We start from the raw sequence: 18985 nt of genomic DNA, 5'->3' as shown, positions 1-18985 counted from the left end.
CTGCTTGGCTTATGCTACAGCCCGAAAGTACCTGTAAATGCCGTGATCAGCGGCGTCAGGATAGCGATCAGGTAACAACTGGGCTTGGTTGGGGAGCCCGAGCGGTGGGGAAGCGTTGGAAAACCTTTGTTGAGCAGAGGTGTTTCCTTGCCGGCAGCACGGAGGCAGAACACGCCGGTGCGGCACCATGGGCGGCGGATGACGTCACAGTTGGGTTGCACCCGCCGGCCTACGGAACTTTTAGCGGTGCGAACACGTGAAAATTGGTAGCGTAAACCATAAGGTTCACAACACATCCCTATTGGAGGAATCCCGCAATGGCACTTGGCGGCAACCCGATCTTCAACGGAAAAAGCTTCCGTGGAGCCACCCAGGCACCGCCTGTCCCGCAGGCTCCCTATGGCCAGGCTCCCTACGGCCGGCAGCCGTATGGCCAGGCTCCCTACGGCCAGCAGCCGTACGGCCAGGCTTCCTATGGTCAGCAGGGCTGGAACGCACAGCAGCCCATGACTGACGCACAGCTGCAGCAGATGTACAACCAGCCTGCAGCGGGTCCGGCAGACACCGGCCGGATGACCTTCGACGACGTCATCGTCAAGACCGCTGCCTGCCTTGGCGTCGTGGTAGCCGGCGCTGCCGTTACCATGTTCGTCAGCATGGGGCTTGCGGCGCTCCTGATGATTGTCGGGGCACTCGGCGGCTTCGTTCTTGCCCTGGTGAACACTTTCAAAAAGCAGCCCTCGCCGGCGCTTATCCTGGCCTATGCAGGACTGGAGGGCCTCTTCCTCGGCGGCCTGACCCGTATTCTCGACGCGCAGTTCCCGGGCGTCGGCCTGCAGGCAGTGATCGGCACACTGTCCGTGTTCGCGGTGACCCTTGTGCTGTTCAAGAGCGGCAAGGTCCGGGCCACACCCAAGGCCATGCGGTTCTTTATGATCGCGATCATCGGCTACGCGGTCTTTGCGCTGATCAACATGGTCATGATGATGACCGGTGCGGTGCAGGAGCCCTTCGGCCTGCGCACCAGCGTAGAGATCTTCGGTATACCGCTGGGTGTCCTGATCGGCCTGCTCGCCATCGGCCTGGCTGCCTTCTCGTTGATCATGGACTTCACCAGCATCGAGGCGGGCGTCCGCAGCGGCGCCCCGCAGCGCTTCTCCTGGACCGCCGCGTTCGGCCTCACCGTCACCCTCGTGTGGCTGTATGTGGAAATCATCCGCCTGCTGGCCATCCTCCGCGGGGACGACTAACCGCCTAAGCGGCAATCTGCCGCTTGATCCGGTGCATTAGCCCGAAACCAGTTGGGGGCCCTACCGAAAGGTAGGGCCCCCAACTGTTTGTACGAGGTTTAAGCGATCCGCAGGGCGCCGTCTGCCGGGGTCACCGTGAAGATGTCCGGCACAGCGAAACCGGCGCCAGCGAAGGCTTTGACCACGGCGTCGCGCACCTTTTGTTCCGCCCCCGCCGGAGTCAGGGCAATGGCAGCGCCGCCGAACCCGCCGCCGGTCATCCGGGCGCCAAGGGCCCCATTGGCGCGGGAGGCCTCTACCGCCAGGTCCAGTTCGGGGCAGGAGATTTCGAAGTCGTCGCGCATTGAAGCGTGGCTTGCGTCCAGGAGGGATCCGATGGCCGCCGGCCCCTGGTCCGAAAGGAGGTCCACAGTCTGGAGGACACGGTCATTCTCGGTGACCACGTGGCGCACCCGGCGGAACGTCACTTCGTCCATAAGTCCCGCTGCTTCCTCGAGTCTGCCCACCTGCACGTCGCGCAACGCCTTGACGCCGAGGGCCTCGGCGCCCAGCTCGCAGGACGCACGGCGTGAGGCGTATCCGCCGTCGGCGTGCGAATGTGACACCTTGGTGTCGATGACCAGCATGACCAGGTCCGCCGGTTCCGTCTCGAACGGAACCAGGCTGACGGTCTGGTCCCTGCAGTCCAGGAAGACGGCGTGGCCCTTCGACCCGCGCAACGAGGCGGACTGGTCCATGATCCCGGTGGGCGCCCCAACGAAGTCGTTCTCGGCCCGCTGGGTGGCCAGGACCATGTCCTCCGCCTGCAGCCCTGCCCCCGTCAGGTCGTTCAGGGCAGAGATGACGGCGCATTCGATCGCGTGGGAGGAGGACAGTCCGGCGCCGAGCGGGACATTTGAGTCCAGCAGCAGGTCAACGCCGGGCACATCGATGCCCCGCTGGCGAAGCGCCCACATGACGCCCAGCGGATACTTGGTCCAGCCCTTGGCCGAACCGGGCTGCAGGGCATCCAGCGAGGTGGTCACCACGCCCTGGTCGCCGTAGGTGGACAACAGACGCACGGAACTGTCGCGGCGGACCGCGACCGCCACGCGGGCGGTCCGGTCAATCGCGAAGGGCAGGACAAACCCCTCGTTGTAGTCCGTATGCTCCCCGATCAGGTTCACGCGTCCCGGCGCCTGCCAGACGCCGTCGGGAACCCCGCCGAACTCCCGGCCGAAACGGGCGGCCAGCTCCCCGGCTCCGGCGGCTTCCGGAGTGGACAAGGGGTCAGATGCGGCGCTCAAGCGGACGCTCCTTCGGGCAGGGCAGCCTGGAAGGGAGCGGGGGAGGGTGGTGAAGCTGGAACAGTAACGCCGCGAAGGCGCTCGGCCACGCTTTCCGGGGTGGTGTCATTGATGAAGGCGCCCATGGCAGTCTCAGAACCGGCGAGGAACTTCAGCTTGTCGGCGGCGCGCCGCGGCGAGGTCAGCTGGAGGTGAAGATAGCTGGCGGGACGCAACAGTGAGTCCAGCGGGGCCTGATGCCACGCGGAAATGTAGGGAGTGGGTGTGGGGTACAGCGCGTCCAGCCGTTTGAGCAGGTCAAGGTAGACGTGGGCCAGTTCATCCCTTTCCTCCCCGCTCAGCGCCGCCAGGTCGGGCACCTGGCGGTGGGGAACCAGATGGATCTCAAGCGGCCAGCGGGCAGCGAAGGGAACGTAGGCGCTGAAGTTCTCTCCTTCCACGACCATCCGGCTGCCGTCCTCGCGTTCGGAGCGCAGCAGCGAGCCCGTGAGGGTCTCCCGGCCGTCCGCCGCATCATAGAACCTTCGGGCAGCGGCTCCCAGGACACCCGCGCGCGGAGTGACAAACGGGTAAGCATAAATTTGGCCGTGGGGATGGTGGAGGGTTACACCGATGTCGGCGCCCCGGTTTTCGAAGGGGAAAACCTGTCTGATTCCGGGAAGCGTGCTCAGGGCTTCAGTGCGCTGCGCCCATGCCTCAATGACAGTGCGGGAGCGCGCTTCGCTCAGGCCGCTGAAGGACCCGGCATGGGCCGGGGTGAACGCCACCACTTCGCAGCGGCCGTAAGCCGGTCCCGTTGTTCCCCAGGCCCCTTCCGCCGGGACCGCCCCCAGAGCCGGGCCCAACGATGGAAAACGGTTTTCAAACACCACGACGTCGTAGTCGTCAGCCGGTATCTCCGAAGGATTGCCGGCGGTTGTGGGGCAAATCGGGCACTGGTCCGCGGGCGGCAAATGGGTCCGGCTTTGTCGGTGGGCGGCAATCGCGACCCATTCGCCGGTGAGCGCATCGAAACGGACCTCGCCGGGTTCGCCCCGCGGAGGCAGACCGCGGTGGTCCATGATGGTGTCCGCGGTCCGCGCTTTGGGAGCGTGCGCGTCGTCAAAGTAGATCAGCTCCCTCCCATCGGAGAGCCTGGTGCTGGTGATTCCCGTCATGGATCCCGTCCTTATGGCGTAGCTGCAACTGGTTTCATTCTGTCATAGGACGCTCAAAAAAGAATAGAAGCAAACAAAACAGAACATTTCTCGCGGGTGCGGGAGCAACGGACGAGCTGTACGGTATTGCACATGACTACCGAATCACCCCTCGAAACCAGTGCCGCTTCAGGCTACCGGGCATATGCCACCGGCCGGCAGTATGAACTCCGGCGGGGAGACGCCCTCGCAGTGGTTACCGAACTGGCCGCCGGGCTTCGCCTGTTCAGCAGGGCGGGGGTCCAGCTCACGGAGTCTTACGGCGACTATGAGATCCCGCCCGGGGGATGCGGGATTACGCTGGCTCCCTGGGCCAACCGGGTGGAAGACGGGCAATGGTTCCTTGACGGCAAAAAGCAGCAGCTGGCCATCACGGAAGTGGCCCGCCACAACGCCAGCCACGGCCTCCTTCGCAACGCCTCCTATGCACTGGTTGACGAGGCCGAGCATTCGGTAACCCTTGAAGCCACCATTTTTCCCCAGCATGGTTATCCGTTCCTGGCGCGGCACCGTGTGCAGTACTTTCTCACCGAGGATCTCGGCCTGGTGGTCCGCCAGACCCTGGCTAATGATGCCAAGGCACCTGCGCCGTTCGTCCTGGGGGCACACCCGTACCTGCGGCTGGGGGACGCCGATATCGAGGAGTTGGTGCTGACCGTCTCCGCTGACACGCAACTGCTGGCCGACGAGCGCCTCATTCCGCGCAGCAGCGCTCCCGTCCAGGGCGAGACCGATTTCCGGGACGGCCGGCGCATTGCGCCGCTCAGCGTGGACGTTGCCCTTACCGGACTGCGCTTCGAGGACGGCAAGGCCCGGCATGTCCTGGCGGCGCCCGATGGCCGTGAGGTGAGCCTCTGGCAGGACGAGTCCTGCCAGTACGTCCACATCTATGTCAGCACCCAGTACCCGGGGCGCAGGCGGGCGGTGGCAGTTGAACCGATGACCGGTCCGGCCAACGCCTTTAACTCCGGCGACGGCCTCCGTTGGGTTCAGCCGGGCGAATCCTTCACTATGTCCTGGGGCATCGACTACCGCCCGGCCGCCGGCGGCTAAGTTTCCCATTAGCCCGCGGCTGGTGAATTATTAGGCTATGACGCCAGCCGAGGATCCCGTTTCGCCCGACCCTCAAACCCCGCTGCGGCAACCACTTGCTGCACCGGCAACCGGAACTACGCCACTGCGGGTCCTCACGGACCGCGAACTGGACCAGGACATTCCCTATGGGGTGCGCATCGCCGCGTCCTGGGCGTGGCGTGTGGGGCTCATCCTCCTTGTCGGTGGTGTGCTGGTATGGCTGCTGCGGGGGATCAGTTTCCTCATCATCCCGGTGATGGTGGCCGCTCTCCTGGCCGGGCTCCTGAGCCCGGTTGTGAGCTGGCTGAAACTGAGCAAAGTGCCCGCCGGCGCTGCCGTGGCCATCACTGTGGTTGGTTTCCTCGGCCTGATCGGCGGATCACTGGCGCTGGTGGGCAGGCAGCTCGTTGCCGGCTTCGGTGAGCTTTGGTCCGAAGCGCTGACCGGCATCAGGCAGATCCAGAACTGGTTGTCCGAAGGACCCCTCCACCTGACGGCCGACCAGATCGACAAGTACCTGCAGGAAGCCAGTACCGCTCTCCAGGACAACACCAGCAGCATCCTCAGCGGTGCCCTGTCCTTTGGCAGTACCGCCGGGCATTTCGCGGCCGGACTGGTGCTCGCTCTCTTCGTCCTCATCTTTTTCCTGCTCGAAGGCGACCGGATCTGGGCCTTCCTCGTCCGGCTGCTGCCGCGGAAGGCGCGGGCGGCGACCTTCGGTGCGGGGCGGAAGGGCTGGACGTCAATGGTGAGCTATGCGCGCATCCAGATGTTCGTCGCCTTTGTCGATGCAGTGGGCATCGGCGTGGGTGCGGCCATCATCGGCGTCCCCCTTGCCCTGCCCCTGAGTGTGCTGGTGTTCATCGGTTCGTTTATCCCCATCGTGGGTGCACTGGTTACCGGCGCCATCGCAGTACTGCTGGCTTTGGTCGCCAACGGCCCCATCAACGCCCTGATCATGCTCGGCATAGTGCTGCTGGTGCAGCAACTGGAAAGCCACATCCTCCAGCCCCTGGTGATGGGCAAGGCCGTTGCCTTGCATCCAGTAGCTGTGATCCTGTCCGTAGCGGCCGGCTCCTACCTCGCAGGAATTCCTGGCGCGCTGTTCTCAGTGCCGGTCCTCGCCGTCGCAAATTCTGCCGTTCGCTACATAGCAGCCAGAACGTGGGAACATGAACAGGTGCTGGCAACGCCTGAAAGCCTGGTGACTGCCGGCGCCGGCCCGGACAACACCATTACGCGTGTTGACCCGCCGGACGCCCTTAAGGGCGGCAAGGACGCCGCAGCCAGCACCGAAGCAGAACAACCTGACGCCCGTCCCAAGGACGCGGCGCCGGGACCGAAATCCAGAGGAGATTAGTCCGTGAACATCCTTGAAACCCTTCCCGTCACGCTGGACGATGTCCTGGAGGCGCAGAAGTTGCTCGATGGGATTATTGCGCGGACGCCGGTGGAATCATCCCGGGCACTGGGCGCCATTATTGGCGGCGATGTCTACCTCAAGTGCGAAAACCTGCAGCGGGCAGGGTCGTTCAAGGTCCGCGGCGCCTACGTGCGCATGGCTCGTTTGTCCGGGGAAGAAAAAAAGCGGGGCGTTGTGGCTGCCTCCGCAGGCAACCACGCCCAGGGTGTCGCCGTAGCTGCCAAGAGCCTGGGCATCAAAGCCAGGATCTACATGCCGCTGGGCGTGGCACTGCCCAAACTCGCTGCCACCCGCGGACACGGGGCAGAAGTCATCCTGCACGGGCACAACGTCGACGAAGCGCTCGCAGAAGCACAGCGGTACAGCGACGAGACCGGCACCGTCTTCGTCCACCCGTTCGACAATGTGGACGTCGTCGCGGGCCAAGGCACGCTGGGGCTCGAAATCCTGGAACAGGTGCCCAACGTTGACACCGTCCTCATGGGCGTTGGGGGCGGCGGACTCCTGGCGGGTGTCGCCGTCGCCATCAAAGCCCGGGCCAGGGAACTGGGCCGGGAGATCCGCATCATCGGCGTGCAGGCGGAGAACGCCGCGGCGTACCCGCCCTCATTGGCTGCTGATGCGCTCGTGCCGTTGAAGAAGGTGTCCACCATGGCCGACGGCATTGCCGTGGGCCGCCCGGGGCAGCTTCCCTTCAGCATCATCCGCGAGCTCGTGGATGACGTCGTCACGGTCAGCGAAGATTCCCTGGCACGGGCGCTGATTTTCCTGCTGGAGCGGGCAAAGATGGTGGTTGAGCCTGCCGGCGCTGTGGGTGTGGCTGCCCTCATGGACGGCAAGATCGAAAATCCGGGGACTACCGCCGTGGTCCTCTCCGGCGGCAACATCGACCCGATGCTGATGCTCAAAGTCATCCAGCGTGGCCTCTCCGCTGCGGGGCGCTACATGACCGTCCGCATGATGCTGGACGACCGTCCGGGTTCCCTTGCAACCATTGCCCGGATCATTGCCGAGAACGACGCCAACGTCACAGGTCTGGACCACACGCGGGTGGGCGGGTCCATCAGCATGGGTGACGTCTCGATCACCGTGAACCTGGAAACTAAGGGCCACCAGCACGGGGAGCAGGTCCTCAGCGCACTCCGCGCCGAGGGTTTCCAGCCCATCGTGGTGCATTAGGAGAAACATGGCCGGACTGATGGGCAGCGGAGGCTATGGGGAACGGCAGACCATTGCCGCCCGGGCAAAAGGCGGCTTGCTGGTGCTCGGCGGCTTCGTTGCCTTGTTGTTCGCCATCGAACTGTTCAACGCTCTGATGCTGCGCTCGCTTAACCGGACGTTCGGCCTGCGCCCACGGAGCGCGGACGGGCTGCTGGACATCTTCACGTTCCCGCTCCTGCATGCCAACCTGAACCACCTGCTGTCCAACAGCCTGCCGCTGATCATTTTCGGCTTCCTGGTGTTTCTTTCCGGGCTCCGGGTCTTCCTGACAGCACTGGCCTTCAGTTGGCTCGGGTCCGGGGTCACGGTCTGGCTGATCGGGAACGGCGGCATCACCGTGGGGGCATCCGGCCTGGTATTCGGACTGTTCGCCTTCCTGCTGGTTCGTGGGTTCTTCAACCACAGCTGGCGGCAGATCCTGCTTGCCGTTGTCCTGTTCATGGGCTACGGCAGCATCCTGTTGGGACTGCTGCCCTTCGTTGCGGGATACGTCTCCTGGCAGGCCCACCTTGGCGGTGCTGCCGGCGGGGTGGTGGCCGCCCTGCTGCTAAGACCGCGCAAAGGATCAGCAGGCAGCCGGGCTTGAAGCCGGGGCCTTAAAACAAAATGCTGGCCGCCCGTTTGGGGCGGCCAGCATTCATGTCAGGCTGACGACTACGCGGCGTATGGCTTGGCCGAAAGGATCTCGACTTTGATGTCCTTGCCGTTAGGTGCTGTATAGCTCAGGCTGTCGCCTTCCTTGTGGCCCAGGATGGCCGCACCCAGCGGCGACTTCTCGCTGAACACATCGAGATCGGAATCGCCTGCGATTTCCCGGGAGCCGAGGAGGAAGGTCTCTTCGTCCCCGGCGATCCTGGCCACAACAATCATTCCGGGCTCCACAATTCCGTCGTCGGCCGGGGCCTCGCCGACGTGGGCGTCCCGAAGCAGGGCGGTGAGCTGGCGGATGCGGGCCTCGATCTTGCCCTGCTCTTCCTTTGCCGCGTGGTAGCCGCCGTTTTCCTTGAGGTCACCCTCTTGCCGGGCTGCCTCGATCTTCTGGACGATCTCCGCCCGGCCAGCGCCGGAAAGGTGGTCCAGCTCTGCCTTCAGGCGGTCAAAAGCTTCCCGGGTAAGCCAGGCTGCTGCTGCGCTGTTGGTGGTAGACACGGACTTCTCCTCTAATGGTCTTACATGCAAAAGACCCCGCCACGGTGGCCACTTGTGGAACAGCAACCAGCTCAGCGGGGTAAAGGTATTGCTCCATTGTAGTCAACCCAGTGGATTTATCCCAACGAGCAAGCGGCGCGCATCACATCTTCGCGCCGGACTCCCCGGGAATCCAGCAGCTGTCCACCACGCCGGACACGGACAGTGACTCAGTCCTGACCGGCACCCGCTGCGAAACTGTACGTCCGCCGTCGGCTGTTCCATCAGGTTCCGAGGGAGGAATGTCCACGACCTTCCACCCCACCACGGCGTATTTCGAATCCAGGGCCTTGACGGCGCACTTCACGGATATCCCGTGTTCCCTGGTCACCTGGAAGTCCACTTCGGCGAGCGTGGCGTCCGTGGTGACGTAGCCGATGTCCTTGAAGCTGACGTCATTCAAGGAATTCGACGTGGAAACCCAGGCCATAAAACCGATGCCGGCGGCCAGTGCAACGCCTCCGCCAATGCGCTTGGCGGCAGGGGAGAGCCGCCGCTTCTTAGCACCATAACGATTGGCTAGGCTAGTGTTCGCGGGCTCGGAATGGGCCGACTGTTCCGGAGAAGTCACCAGACCAGTTTAGTGCCCCTTCCGCCGGAGCCTTCCCGGCCAACCGGGGCAGCAGGATCCCAAGCGCCCGCCCGTACAGTGAACCGTTCAGCAGCGATCAAGCCGCAAGTAAGAATAAGGAGCCGTCCTTTCAATGACAGCGTCCAGCAACTCCCACGCGCCGCTCCGGCTGCTCGCCGTCCATGCCCACCCCGACGACGAGTCCAGCAAGGGTGCCGCGACCATGGCCATGTACGCAGCGTCGGGGGTGGACGTTATGGTTGCCACCTGCACGGACGGTTCACGGGGGGACATCCAGAACCCGGCAGTGGAAGGTGAGCCCCATCCCAAACGGGACATGGCCGGCGCCCGGCGCCTGGAAATGGAAAGCGCTGCCCGGATTTTGGGCATCAAGCAGCAGTGGCTGGGCTTCGTGGATTCGGGCCTGCCCGAAGGGGAACCCCTCCCGCCGCTGCCGGCCGGGTCCTTCGCCACCCTGCCGCTTCACCAGGCAGCCGCCCCGCTGGTCCGGCTGGTGCGCTCCTTCAAGCCACACGTCATCCTCAGCTATGACGAAAATGGCGGATATCCGCATCCGGACCACATCATGGCCCACCGGGTTGCCGTTGAGGCCTTCGAGGCTGCCGGTGATCCAGCGCGTTATCCGGAAGCCGGCGAGCCCTGGGAACCGGGCAAGCTGTACTACGACCGGGCTTTCAGCCCGGAGCGGTTCCGTGCCCTGCACTTCGCCCTGGAGGAAGCGGGACTGCAGTCCCCTTACGCCGAGCGGCTCGCCGCGTGGCTGGAGTCGGACGCCGAGGGCCACACCCCGCCGCCGGCACCCCATCCCACCACCACGCAGATTGATTGCGGGGACTTTTTTGAAGTGCGCGACGACGCGTTGCGGGCCCACCGCACGCAGGTGGACCCGTTGGGGTTCTTCTTTGCCGTATCCCCTGAGATGCAGCGCCGGGCGTGGCCTTGGGAGGACTACTCGCTGATCAAGTCCAGGGTGCCGTCAGAGCTCCCCGAGAAGGACCTCTTCGCAGGGCTAAGATAGAACCGGCAGGCAATTTCTATGCCGCGTAGAAGAGGTGCCCGGATTCGGGCCGCCGTATCTGCTGCCTGCTGACATCGCTCCACAGAAGGTTTTCAACGTGCAACGTCTGCTCCTCAGCCTGGCTACCACCCCCTCGCCCCTGCCCACACCTTCCCTGCGTGAGGGGATCTCCGAGGACCAGGTCACACCGGGTCTGCTGGGATTCATCATGACGGCGTTTTTTGTGGTGGCCACTGCTTTGCTGATTGTGGACATGGTCCGCCGGATCAGGCGGGTCCGCTACCGGGCCCAGGTGGAGGAGGAGCGCATTGCCGCAGCAGCCGCCGCTGACGTTGAAGCGGCCGAAGCCGCAGAGGCAGGCCCGGGGGTGGCAGGTCCTGCTGCAGGGGGGCCTTTCCCGGGCCCGACCGACGGCGGAGCGGAAGCCGACCCGGGAAAACGCCGGCACTAGAGGCAGCAGGGGCTGCCCGCTTCCTAGCTAAGCACCGCCAGGGTTATGGCTGTGAAGTGCGCAGCGAAGGCCACCACGGTCAAGGCGTGGAAGAGCTCGTGGAAGCCAAAGTGGTGGTAGCTGAAGTTGGGCTTCTTCATGGCGTAGAAGACGGCGCCGGTGATGTAGAGGACGCCGCCCGCGCAGATGAGGACGGCGGCGGGGGCGCTGGCCTGGAAGAACTGCGGGAGGTAGAAGAGCGCACCGCAGCCCAGCGCGATGTAGATCGGAACGTAGAGCCAGCGGGGCGCCTCAGTCCACAGCAGCCGGAACAGCACGCCCAGGATGGCGCCTGACCAGATGACCCACAGCAGCAGGACCGCCTGGGGCCGTTCCAGGAGGGTCCACGCCAGCGGGGTGTAGGTGCCGGCGATGACCAGCATGATGTTTGTGTGGTCCAGCCGCTTGAGTACCATCTTCACCCGCGGGGACCAGTTGCCACGGTGGTACACAGCACTGACGCCGAACAGCAGAACGCCGGTGGCCGCGTAGATGGCCGAAGTCAGCTTCCGGTCGACCGTCGGAGCCAGCAGCACCAGGACCATCCCCGCCGCAAGTGCCAGTGGTGCAGTCACCGTGTGGATCCAGCCGCGCCACTTCGGCTTGATCATCAGGAGCTCGGCAAGGCGCACGGCTGCATCGTCCATGGCACCCGTATCGGCGCTCGTTCCCGCGCCGGTTTCCGCTCCGGGTTTGTCCTGAGGCTGCGGGGTCCGGAAAGCGTCCGGGGTGTCGCTGTTCATGGCTCCAGAATAACTTACGGGCCGGTAAGTTACTGCCCAGTAACAGGTGATTGGCCTGCGCACGGGCGAAGGGAGCTTCACCGTCCGCGGCTGACGGTAGCCTAGGATGTGCAAGCCGAACGTACAGCAAGGAAGTCAGGTGAGAGACCGCGTGGAGTTGCCCGGGTTCCTCTACGGCTTTTATGAGCGACGGCTGCTCAGGGATCTCGCGCGCGACCGCATTCCCCGCCATATCGGCGTCATGGTGGACGGCAACCGGCGCTGGGCGAAGCAGTTCAACGCGCCCACCAGCCAGGGCCACCAGGCCGGAGCGGACAAAATCCATGAATTCCTTGGCTGGTGCCAGGAACTCGGCGTCAAGGTAGTCACGCTGTACATGCTCTCCACGGACAACATGAACAGGTCCAGTGAAGAACTCGACCTCCTCATGGGCATCATTGCCAACACCCTGGACCGGCTGGACGAGGACGCCAACATCTCGGTGCACGCCATGGGCGCGCCCGAGCTGCTGCCGGACTACCTTGCGGAGCGGCTCAACAAGCTCACGGCGCGGACGCCGGTCCGCGAAAGAATCCACGTCAACGTGGCGGTGGGTTACGGTGGGCGGCGGGAAATCGTGGACGCCGTCCGTGAACTCCTGCACGATGCCGTCGCCAAGGGCACGGACATCGGCAAGCTCGCGGATGATCTTTGCGTGGACGACATTTCCCGGTTCCTCTACACCCGGGGCCAGCCGGATCCGGACCTGGTAATCCGCACCTCCGGCGAACAGCGGCTCTCCGGGTTCCTGATGTGGCAGAGCGCTTACAGCGAGTTCTACTTCTGTGAGGCCCTGTGGCCGGCCTTCCGCAAAGTGGATTTCCTGCGCGCCCTCCGGGATTACGCCGGCCGGCAGCGGCGCTTCGGCTCCTGACCGTCCGGGTTCACCGACAGTTCACGCGGAGGCAACAGGAATCGCCGTGTAATGGTTGCGGAAATTACTTCCGATGGATTTACGTTATATTCATCAGCAGGCAAACCGCCGGCTGATCGGGGAGGCCAGTACATGGAGCGATACATCGCACCGGTTGTATGGGAGGCCGGACCCGGCCTCGTGGCCGAGCCGCCTCACCACTAACAATTCCGGGCATGTGCCCGGGGCTGGAGTCGATGTGGCTACTTCTGAACAACTGCCCGCGGTCCCTTCGGACCAGGGACAGAAAGCTGCCTCTCGCGCCGTGCGAGCCAATCCAGAGACCGGCACAGCAAAAGATGCTGCGGCCGGTTTTGCTGTCTCCGGAAGGAAAGCCGCCATCCACACGTTCGTGATCGACACCTCCGTCCTGCTGTCCGACCCTCGTGCGCTGCTGCGCTTTGCGGAACATGAGGTCATCGTGCCGGTGGTGGTCATCACCGAACTCGAGGCCAAGCGGCACGACCCCGAGCTTGGCTACTTCGCGCGGAAAGCGCTCCGGCTCCTCGATGACCTCCGGGTCAAACACGGCGGCCTCAGCACATCCATTCCCATCGGCGACGACGGCGGCAGCCTCATGGTGGAACTGAACCACATCTCCGCCGAGGTGCTGCCGCTGGGGTTCCGAAGCGGCGACAATGACAGCCGCATCCTCGCCGTCGCCAAGAACCTCGCCAACGAGGGACGGGACGTCACCGTGGTGTCGAAGGACCTTCCCATGCGGGTCAAGGCGTCCGCCATGGGGCTGACGGCCGACGAATACCGCAACGAGCTGGTCAAGGACTCCGGCTGGACGGGTGTCGCCGAAGTGGAAGCCGGCGAGCAGGAGATCACTGCCCTGTACGGGCACGAACCTGTGTTCATTCCGGCAGCGGCGGAAATGCCGGTGAACACCGGACTGGTCCTGCTTTCCAACCGCGGGTCCGCGCTGGGCCGGGTGGGGCCGGACAAGCAGGTCCGCCTGGTCAGGGGTGACCGCGATGTGTTCGGCCTGCATGGGCGGTCCGCGGAACAACGGCTCGCCATTGACATGCTGATGGATCCCGCCGTCGGCATCGTCTCCATCGGCGGCCGGGCGGGGACGGGCAAGTCGGCCCTGGCCTTGTGCGCGGGCCTTGAAGCGGTCCTGGAGCGTCGTGAGCACCGCAAAGTGATAGTGTTCCGGCCCCTCTACGCAGTGGGCGGACAGGAACTGGGCTACCTCCCCGGGTCCGAGTCCGAGAAGATGAATCCCTGGGCACAGGCAGTCTTCGACACCCTCGGGGCACTGGTAAGCCAGGAAGTGGTGGAAGAGGTCATGGACCGCGGCATGCTCGAAGTCATGCCCCTCACCCACATCCGCGGACGCTCCCTGCACGACGCCTTCGTCATCGTTGATGAGGCCCAGTCGCTGGAAAAGAACGTCCTGCTGACGGTCATGAGCCGCATCGGCCAGAACTCGAAGATCGTCCTCACGCACGACGTCGCCCAGCGCGACAACCTCCGCGTCGGGCGCCACGACGGAATTGCCGCCGTCGTCGAAACATTGAAAGGACACCCGCTCTTCGGCCACATCACCCTGACCCGCTCAGAACGTTCACCGATCGCAGCCCTGGTGACGGAACTGCTCGAAGGCTAAGCCGGAGTGCGCTTGAAGGGCCGTGGTTCCGTTCGGCGGGCCACGGCCCTTTGCCGTCGCTTAGACACCTCCCGGCGCGCCGCTGCGGTCGCTGGGCGACCTGCGCATCGCTGGTCGGCGATGCGCTCCTACGCAAAGGACCGTAACCCGCCTCGTGGTCAGGTCACCTTCAGGAAGTCCGCTGCTGCTTGGTGGCCCTCAACCTGCAGCTCCCAGTCCGGCCTCTTGAAGGTTTCGGGGGTGAGGCGGACGTGCTGGACTGTTTCGACTTTGGTGCCCCAGGCATTCCTGGTGGTGCCATTCAGTTCGTAGCCCAGGGAGCGGGAGACGCCGAGCGAGGCTTTGTTCCAGCCGGCTGCTTCTGACTCGGCTACTTCTGCGCCCAGCCAGTCGAACGCATACAGGACGACGGCGGCGCGCATCTCCTTGCCCAGGCCGCGGCCCTGCGCGGACTGCCGAAGCCAGGACCCGGTGGTGACGGTCCTGAGCTTGACGAAATCCTTGGCTCCCACATCCTGGCAACCGATCAAGTTGCCCTCGTACCAGATGCCCAGGAGCAGGGTCCAGGCCTCCGGGGAGCACTCGGCGCGGCAGTGCCAGTACCAGCGGGCCATGTTTGGTCCCAGTTCGCCTGCCGGGAGCTCCGTCCAGGGAGTGCTGAACGGGCTTTTGCCGGCCTCGTGGATCCCGCTTTGGGCGGCAGCAACAGCTGCCGGGATGTCCTGGTCCTGGATGAGGCGGAGTTCCAGCCGGGGCGTGGCGAGCCGAAGACCGAAAAGTGGCCACACGTCGATCAGTGAAGTCATTCGCGAAGCCTAGCGGACGGGCATCGTTGCGGTGTGCCAACGTCAGGCCGGGACATACCAGGGGATGTGCTGCCGGACGTCGGTCAGGCTCATTGACTGGGCCAGGAACAGGTCGTCCAGCATGTACTCATCCACGGCGATGATGCGGAGCCAGTGGCCGTACTCTTTAGTTCCCGCTTCCAGTGACTGGCTGGCCACGCACACGCCGGTGCCGAGGTCCACGCGGATCCGGGATCTGCCGGGCAGGCACAGCGGCGCTGACGGATGCAGGGGACGGTAGGCAGTTGTGGGCGCCACAACTGCTTCAAGAACAGGGCGTCCCTCGTGCTCCTGCTGCCGGACCTCCTGGATGTCCACCGTGTTGCTGCCGGGAAACTCCAGGGGCACGGGGGCGTTTCCAGCCAGTTCCACCGGGTCGAGGGCCGCGGAGAACCGCCCGTTGCCGAACCCGGGCTCGCCATAGGCCGCCTCAGGCCGCCGCCGCACCAGGCCATGGCCGTCGTAGACGGGGGTTACCAGGTGCGGGGGGAGCAGCCACGATGTACGCGTGGCACTGACGTAGAGGCCGTCCTTGGAATCGTTGATCCCCGTTGTGCTGTGCAGGACACGACCATCGGCGGTCTCAAGGCGCAGGGCGCCGGGGCGTCGCAACCACGCACGGACTAGGGGTGTTGCCGGGCTGGGGGCAGTGCTGAAGGGCTCGTCCCAGTACTCGAAACGCAGGGACTGCCATTTCCAGGGGGAGGACCTGCAAAGGTTGCGGAACAGCGCCGGATCGGCAGCGGCTGGATCGCTTTCCGGGTTCAACCGGTGCCGGGAGCCCCACGTCGACATATCCACAGTTTACGCGCGGGCGGTGGGTCGTCGAGCGGGATTCCAGTAGCATCCGAGGGTGATCCAACGACTGGGCGAACTCTGGCAGCATTCCCCGCCGGCCTTCTGGCTGGTGCTTGCGGCCTGCGCCTACTTCGCCGTGATGGCCGTACGTCTCACCGTAATCGACGTCCGGCATCACCTCCTGCCCAACCGGATCGTATTTCCGTCCTATGCCGTGGCCGGCCTATTGCTCCTTAATGCCGCAGTCATTGCCGGCGCCGTTCCCGGCGCCCTGCAGCGTCATGACGGTGCCATCCCCGGCCTGCTGGCTGTGCCGGCGCTGCGCGTGGTGGCAGGGGCCGCGATCCTGTGGCTCTTCTACTTCATACTGCGGTTTGCGTACCCGCCGGGCATGGGCTTTGGGGACGTAAAACTCGCAGGTGTGCTGGGGATCTACCTCGGCTATCTTGGGTGGGGACACCTCTTTGCCGGCACCTTCCTGGCCTTCCTCCTGGGCGGCCTGTGGTCCATCGCGCTCCTGGCCGCCCGCAGGGGGACACTGAAATCATCCATCCCGTTCGGCCCGTTCATGCTCGCCGGGGCAGCGGCTGCAATGCTGCTGCCTGCCTGATCCCGGATATCCGGCCGTGGCAGCCAGTTCGGTAGCTGGCGGAATGCCTGCCCCTGACTATGTCCTGAAACTCCGCAAGAAAATCGGCAACGATCCGCTCTGGGTTCCCGGGGTCCGCGGTGTGGTGCTTGATGACGCGGGAAGGGTGCTGCTCGCCCAGAGGGCCGACAACAGGCAATGGGCGCTGGTCAGCGGAATGCTTGAGCCAGGGGAGCAGCCGGCGCGCGGCCTGGTGCGGGAAATTTTCGAGGAAACGGCGGTAGTGGCTGAACCGGAACGCGTTGTCTCCGTGGGGGCAGTAGGTCCGTTTACGTATCCCAACGGCGACGTCTGCGAGTTCCTGGACGTCATATTCCGCTGCCGCTATGTCTCCGGCGATGCCAGGGTTAACGACAACGAATCACTGGCCGTCGGCTGGTTCGCCCTCGACGAACTCCCTGAGCTGATGCCCGGTCACCTCACCAGCATCCACCGCGCCCTGGCGCCGGCCGACGCCGCCCACTTCGAACCCTGACCCTCGCTCCGGACACCCGTACCCTCCCAGGTCGGTCAACGGCGCACCCGGCAGCGCAGGTGAAGCACCCGGTTGCCCTGGATCACCACGTCAGGATCCTCCAACAGTTGCTGGGTGTAAACCGACCCGAAGTAGCGCTTGCCGGACCCAAACACGACGGGCACGACGTCCATGCGCACCTCGTCGACCAGGCCCGCGGCAAACACCTGGCCACCGACGTCGCCAGCAGCAACCTCCACCAGGCGGTCACCCGCAAGCTCCTGCGCCTTGGTCACGGCTGCCTCCACGCCGTCGACGAAGTGAAACGGTGTTTCGGGGTTCCAGCCCTCAGGCTCCGGCCGGTGCGTTACGACCACCACGTGGTCGACCCCGCCCGGAGGCTTCCCGTCCCAGCCGTCCGTCATGTCGAAGACGTGGCGCCCGACGATGGTCGCTCCAATCTGGTCCCAGTACGGCCTGGTGTAGTCATAGGAAGTCTGTGACACCTTCAACTCGCCGCTGTCGTCCAACGGCACCTCACCGCTGGACAACCAGTCGAACAGGGGCCTGCCCATGGGGCTCTCCTTTGCTTCAGGTGCCCCAGAGTAGCTCAGGCTCAATCCTTCCTGCAGAACGACGGCGGCCGCCCACCTTCGCTGGAAGGTGGGCGGCCGCCGTCGTGCTGGGAAGTGTTATGCCTTGTGCGGCGGGCGCGTCATGGACATGACGTCCAGTGCCGTGTCCAGCTGTTCTTCGGTGACCTCGCCGCGCTCCAGGAAGCCCATGGCGACGACGGTCTCACGGATGGTAAGCCCCTCGGCCACTGCCTTCTTTGCGATCTTTGCGGCGTTTTCATAGCCGATGTACTTGTTCAGCGGGGTCACGATGGACGGCGAAGCCTCAGCGAGGAAACGGGCGCGCTCCACGTTGGCGGTGATGCCGTCGATCATTTTGTCCGCCATCACGCGGCTGGTGTTGGCCAGCAGGCGCACAGACTCCAGCAGGTTCGCGGCCATCACGGGGATGCCGACGTTCAGCTCGAAGGCGCCGTTGGTTCCGGACCAGGCAATGGCGGTGTCATTGCCGATGACCTGCGCGGCCACCATGATGGACGCCTCACAGATGACCGGGTTGACCTTGCCGGGCATGATCGATGACCCGGGCTGCAGGTCCGGAATGGCGATCTCCCCGAGGCCGGTGTTGGGACCGGAGCCCATCCAGCGGAGGTCGTTGTTGATCTTCATGAACGAGATCGCGATATTGCGCAGCTGGCTGGACGCCTCGATGAGGCCGTCGCGGTTGGCCTGCGCTTCGAAGTGGTCACGGGCTTCGGTCAGGGGAAGCCCGGTGTCCGTGGCCAGGAGTTCGATAACGCGCTCCGGGAAGCCGGCCGGGGTGTTGATGCCCGTGCCCACAGCGGTGCCGCCCAGGGGAACTTCGGCGACGCGGGGGAGTGAGGCGTTGATGCGCTCGATGCCGTAGCGGACCTGCGCTGCGTAACCGCCAAATTCCTGGCCGAGCGTTACCGGCGTCGCGTCCATGAGGTGGGTGCGGCCGGACTTGACCACGTCCTTGAACTCCACGGCCTTGCGCTCCAGGGATTCGGCCAGGTAGCCGAGGGCCGGGATGAGGTCGTTGATCAGGGCTGATGTGGCAGCAACGTGCACCGACGTGGGGAAGACGTCGTTGGACGACTGGGAGGCGTTGACGTGGTCGTTCGGGTGGACAACCTTCTCGCTGCCGGCAGCCTTCAAGGCCCGCGAAGCAAGTTCGGCGATGACCTCGTTGGTGTTCATGTTCGAGGACGTGCCGGAGCCGGTTTGGAAGACGTCGATGGGGAAGTCGCCGTCGTACTTGCCGGCGGCCACCTCATCTGCCGCGTCAGCAATGGCCTTGGCAAGCTCGCCGTCGAGCACACCCAGTTCAGCGTTGGCCTGGGCCGCAGCCTTCTTGACCCGGGCCAGCGCTTCGATGTGGGCGCGTTCCAGTGTCTTGCCGGAAATGGGGAAGTTCTCCACTGCCCGCTGCGTCTGCGCGCGGTACAGTGCGTTCACGGGGACGCGGACTTCGCCCATCGTGTCATGTTCAATGCGGAACTCTTCAGTGGAAGTCATGGGGCTAGCTTAGGGCGATCCGGCGCCCCATCGAAAACCGTGAAGAGCATGCTACGGGCGGCCTCCCGCGCCGG

19 protein-coding genes and 1 pseudogene are annotated in these 18985 nt (G+C 64.7%); 11 read left to right on the top strand and 9 right to left on the bottom strand.

The window, feature by feature from the left end; translation table 11 throughout:
* The first annotated feature begins 317 nt into the window (after positions 1-317).
* Positions 318-1250, top strand: coding sequence for a Bax inhibitor-1/YccA family protein (locus AC5RTE_RS09065; RefSeq protein WP_494041057.1), 933 nt, complete (start codon positions 318-320; stop codon positions 1248-1250).
* 98 nt (positions 1251-1348) lie between these two features.
* Here the strand turns inward: AC5RTE_RS09065 and galK are convergent, their stop codons facing one another.
* The gene (galK, locus tag AC5RTE_RS09060) at positions 1349-2536 is read right to left on the bottom strand and encodes a galactokinase (RefSeq protein WP_494041056.1); all 1188 of its coding nucleotides are present in this window, start codon (positions 2534-2536) and stop codon (positions 1349-1351) included.
* The gene (gene galT / locus AC5RTE_RS09055; protein ID WP_494041055.1) at positions 2533-3693 is read right to left on the bottom strand and encodes a galactose-1-phosphate uridylyltransferase; all 1161 of its coding nucleotides are present in this window, start codon (positions 3691-3693) and stop codon (positions 2533-2535) included. The genes galK and galT overlap by 4 nt, the downstream gene beginning before the upstream one ends.
* 132 nt (positions 3694-3825) lie before the next feature.
* On the opposite strand from galT, the gene AC5RTE_RS09050 reads away from it, so the two are divergent.
* Genes AC5RTE_RS09050 through AC5RTE_RS09035 form a run of 4 tightly spaced genes read left to right on the top strand, consistent with a single transcriptional unit; the run spans position 3826 to position 8036 of the window.
* Positions 3826-4785 (top strand): aldose 1-epimerase family protein, encoded by a 960-nt coding sequence (locus tag AC5RTE_RS09050; protein WP_494041054.1) that lies wholly within the window; start codon positions 3826-3828, stop codon positions 4783-4785.
* A gap of 37 nt (positions 4786-4822) precedes the next feature.
* A complete protein-coding gene (locus AC5RTE_RS09045) occupies positions 4823-6166 on the top strand; it encodes an AI-2E family transporter (RefSeq protein WP_494041053.1) in 1344 nt (447 codons plus the stop codon).
* A 3-nt stretch (positions 6167-6169) separates the two neighbouring features.
* On the top strand, positions 6170-7408 hold the full coding sequence (ilvA, locus tag AC5RTE_RS09040; RefSeq protein ID WP_494041052.1) for a threonine ammonia-lyase: 1239 nt from the start codon (positions 6170-6172) through the stop codon (positions 7406-7408).
* Positions 7409-7415: 7 nt separating this feature from the next.
* On the top strand, positions 7416-8036 hold the full coding sequence (locus tag AC5RTE_RS09035; protein WP_494041051.1) for a rhomboid family intramembrane serine protease: 621 nt from the start codon (positions 7416-7418) through the stop codon (positions 8034-8036).
* Between the two features lie 68 nt (positions 8037-8104).
* Here the strand turns inward: AC5RTE_RS09035 and greA are convergent, their stop codons facing one another.
* Positions 8105-8599, bottom strand: coding sequence for a transcription elongation factor GreA (greA, locus tag AC5RTE_RS09030; protein WP_494041050.1), 495 nt, complete (start codon positions 8597-8599; stop codon positions 8105-8107).
* 142 nt (positions 8600-8741) lie between these two features.
* On the bottom strand, positions 8742-9209 hold the full coding sequence (locus AC5RTE_RS09025; RefSeq protein WP_494041049.1) for a DUF4307 domain-containing protein: 468 nt from the start codon (positions 9207-9209) through the stop codon (positions 8742-8744).
* 133 nt (positions 9210-9342) lie between these two features.
* Between AC5RTE_RS09025 and mca the strand changes: the two genes are divergently transcribed.
* Together mca and AC5RTE_RS09015 are read left to right on the top strand one after the other, a co-directional pair.
* Positions 9343-10248 carry a mycothiol conjugate amidase Mca gene (gene mca / locus AC5RTE_RS09020; protein WP_494041048.1) on the top strand — a complete coding sequence of 302 codons (906 nt, stop codon included), beginning with the start codon at positions 9343-9345 and terminating at the stop codon, positions 10246-10248.
* Positions 10249-10345: 97 nt separating this feature from the next.
* A complete protein-coding gene (locus AC5RTE_RS09015) occupies positions 10346-10699 on the top strand; it encodes a hypothetical protein (protein WP_494041047.1) in 354 nt (117 codons plus the stop codon).
* A gap of 23 nt (positions 10700-10722) precedes the next feature.
* Here AC5RTE_RS09015 and trhA read toward each other — a convergent pair whose 3' ends face one another.
* On the bottom strand, positions 10723-11481 hold the full coding sequence (gene trhA / locus AC5RTE_RS09010) for a PAQR family membrane homeostasis protein TrhA (RefSeq protein ID WP_494041046.1): 759 nt from the start codon (positions 11479-11481) through the stop codon (positions 10723-10725).
* Positions 11482-11632: 151 nt separating this feature from the next.
* On the opposite strand from trhA, the gene AC5RTE_RS09005 reads away from it, so the two are divergent.
* Positions 11633-12394, top strand: coding sequence for an isoprenyl transferase (locus tag AC5RTE_RS09005; RefSeq protein ID WP_494041340.1), 762 nt, complete (start codon positions 11633-11635; stop codon positions 12392-12394).
* 238 nt (positions 12395-12632) lie between these two features.
* Entirely contained in the window at positions 12633-14051 is a 1419-nt protein-coding gene (phoH2, locus tag AC5RTE_RS09000; RefSeq protein ID WP_494041045.1) for an RNA 5'-3' helicase PhoH2, read from the top strand.
* Between the two features lie 158 nt (positions 14052-14209).
* Here the strand turns inward: phoH2 and AC5RTE_RS08995 are convergent, their stop codons facing one another.
* Together AC5RTE_RS08995 and AC5RTE_RS08990 are read right to left on the bottom strand one after the other, a co-directional pair.
* Positions 14210-14857, bottom strand: coding sequence for a GNAT family N-acetyltransferase (locus AC5RTE_RS08995; protein ID WP_494041044.1), 648 nt, complete (start codon positions 14855-14857; stop codon positions 14210-14212).
* Positions 14858-14899: 42 nt separating this feature from the next.
* Positions 14900-15691, bottom strand: a complete 792-nt coding sequence (locus tag AC5RTE_RS08990; protein ID WP_494041043.1) for a hypothetical protein — start codon at positions 15689-15691, stop codon at positions 14900-14902.
* A 58-nt stretch (positions 15692-15749) separates the two neighbouring features.
* Between AC5RTE_RS08990 and AC5RTE_RS08985 the strand changes: the two genes are divergently transcribed.
* Together AC5RTE_RS08985 and AC5RTE_RS08980 are read left to right on the top strand one after the other, a co-directional pair.
* On the top strand, positions 15750-16304 hold the full coding sequence (locus tag AC5RTE_RS08985; protein WP_494041042.1) for a prepilin peptidase: 555 nt from the start codon (positions 15750-15752) through the stop codon (positions 16302-16304).
* A gap of 43 nt (positions 16305-16347) precedes the next feature.
* The gene (locus AC5RTE_RS08980) at positions 16348-16818 is read left to right on the top strand and encodes an NUDIX hydrolase (RefSeq protein ID WP_494041041.1); all 471 of its coding nucleotides are present in this window, start codon (positions 16348-16350) and stop codon (positions 16816-16818) included.
* A 35-nt stretch (positions 16819-16853) separates the two neighbouring features.
* On the opposite strand, the pseudogene AC5RTE_RS08975 reads toward AC5RTE_RS08980, so the two are convergent.
* Positions 16854-17366, bottom strand: a pseudogene (locus AC5RTE_RS08975) (dihydrofolate reductase family protein); the annotation flags it as partial.
* A 123-nt stretch (positions 17367-17489) separates the two neighbouring features.
* Complete coding sequence (locus AC5RTE_RS08970) at positions 17490-18911, bottom strand: class II fumarate hydratase (RefSeq protein ID WP_494041040.1); 1422 nt, start codon at positions 18909-18911, stop codon at positions 17490-17492.
* Positions 18912-18985: the final 74 nt, after the last annotated feature.

The organism is Arthrobacter sp. K41, from assembly GCF_059089645.1.
This window is presented reverse-complemented; position numbering and strand designations above follow the sequence as displayed.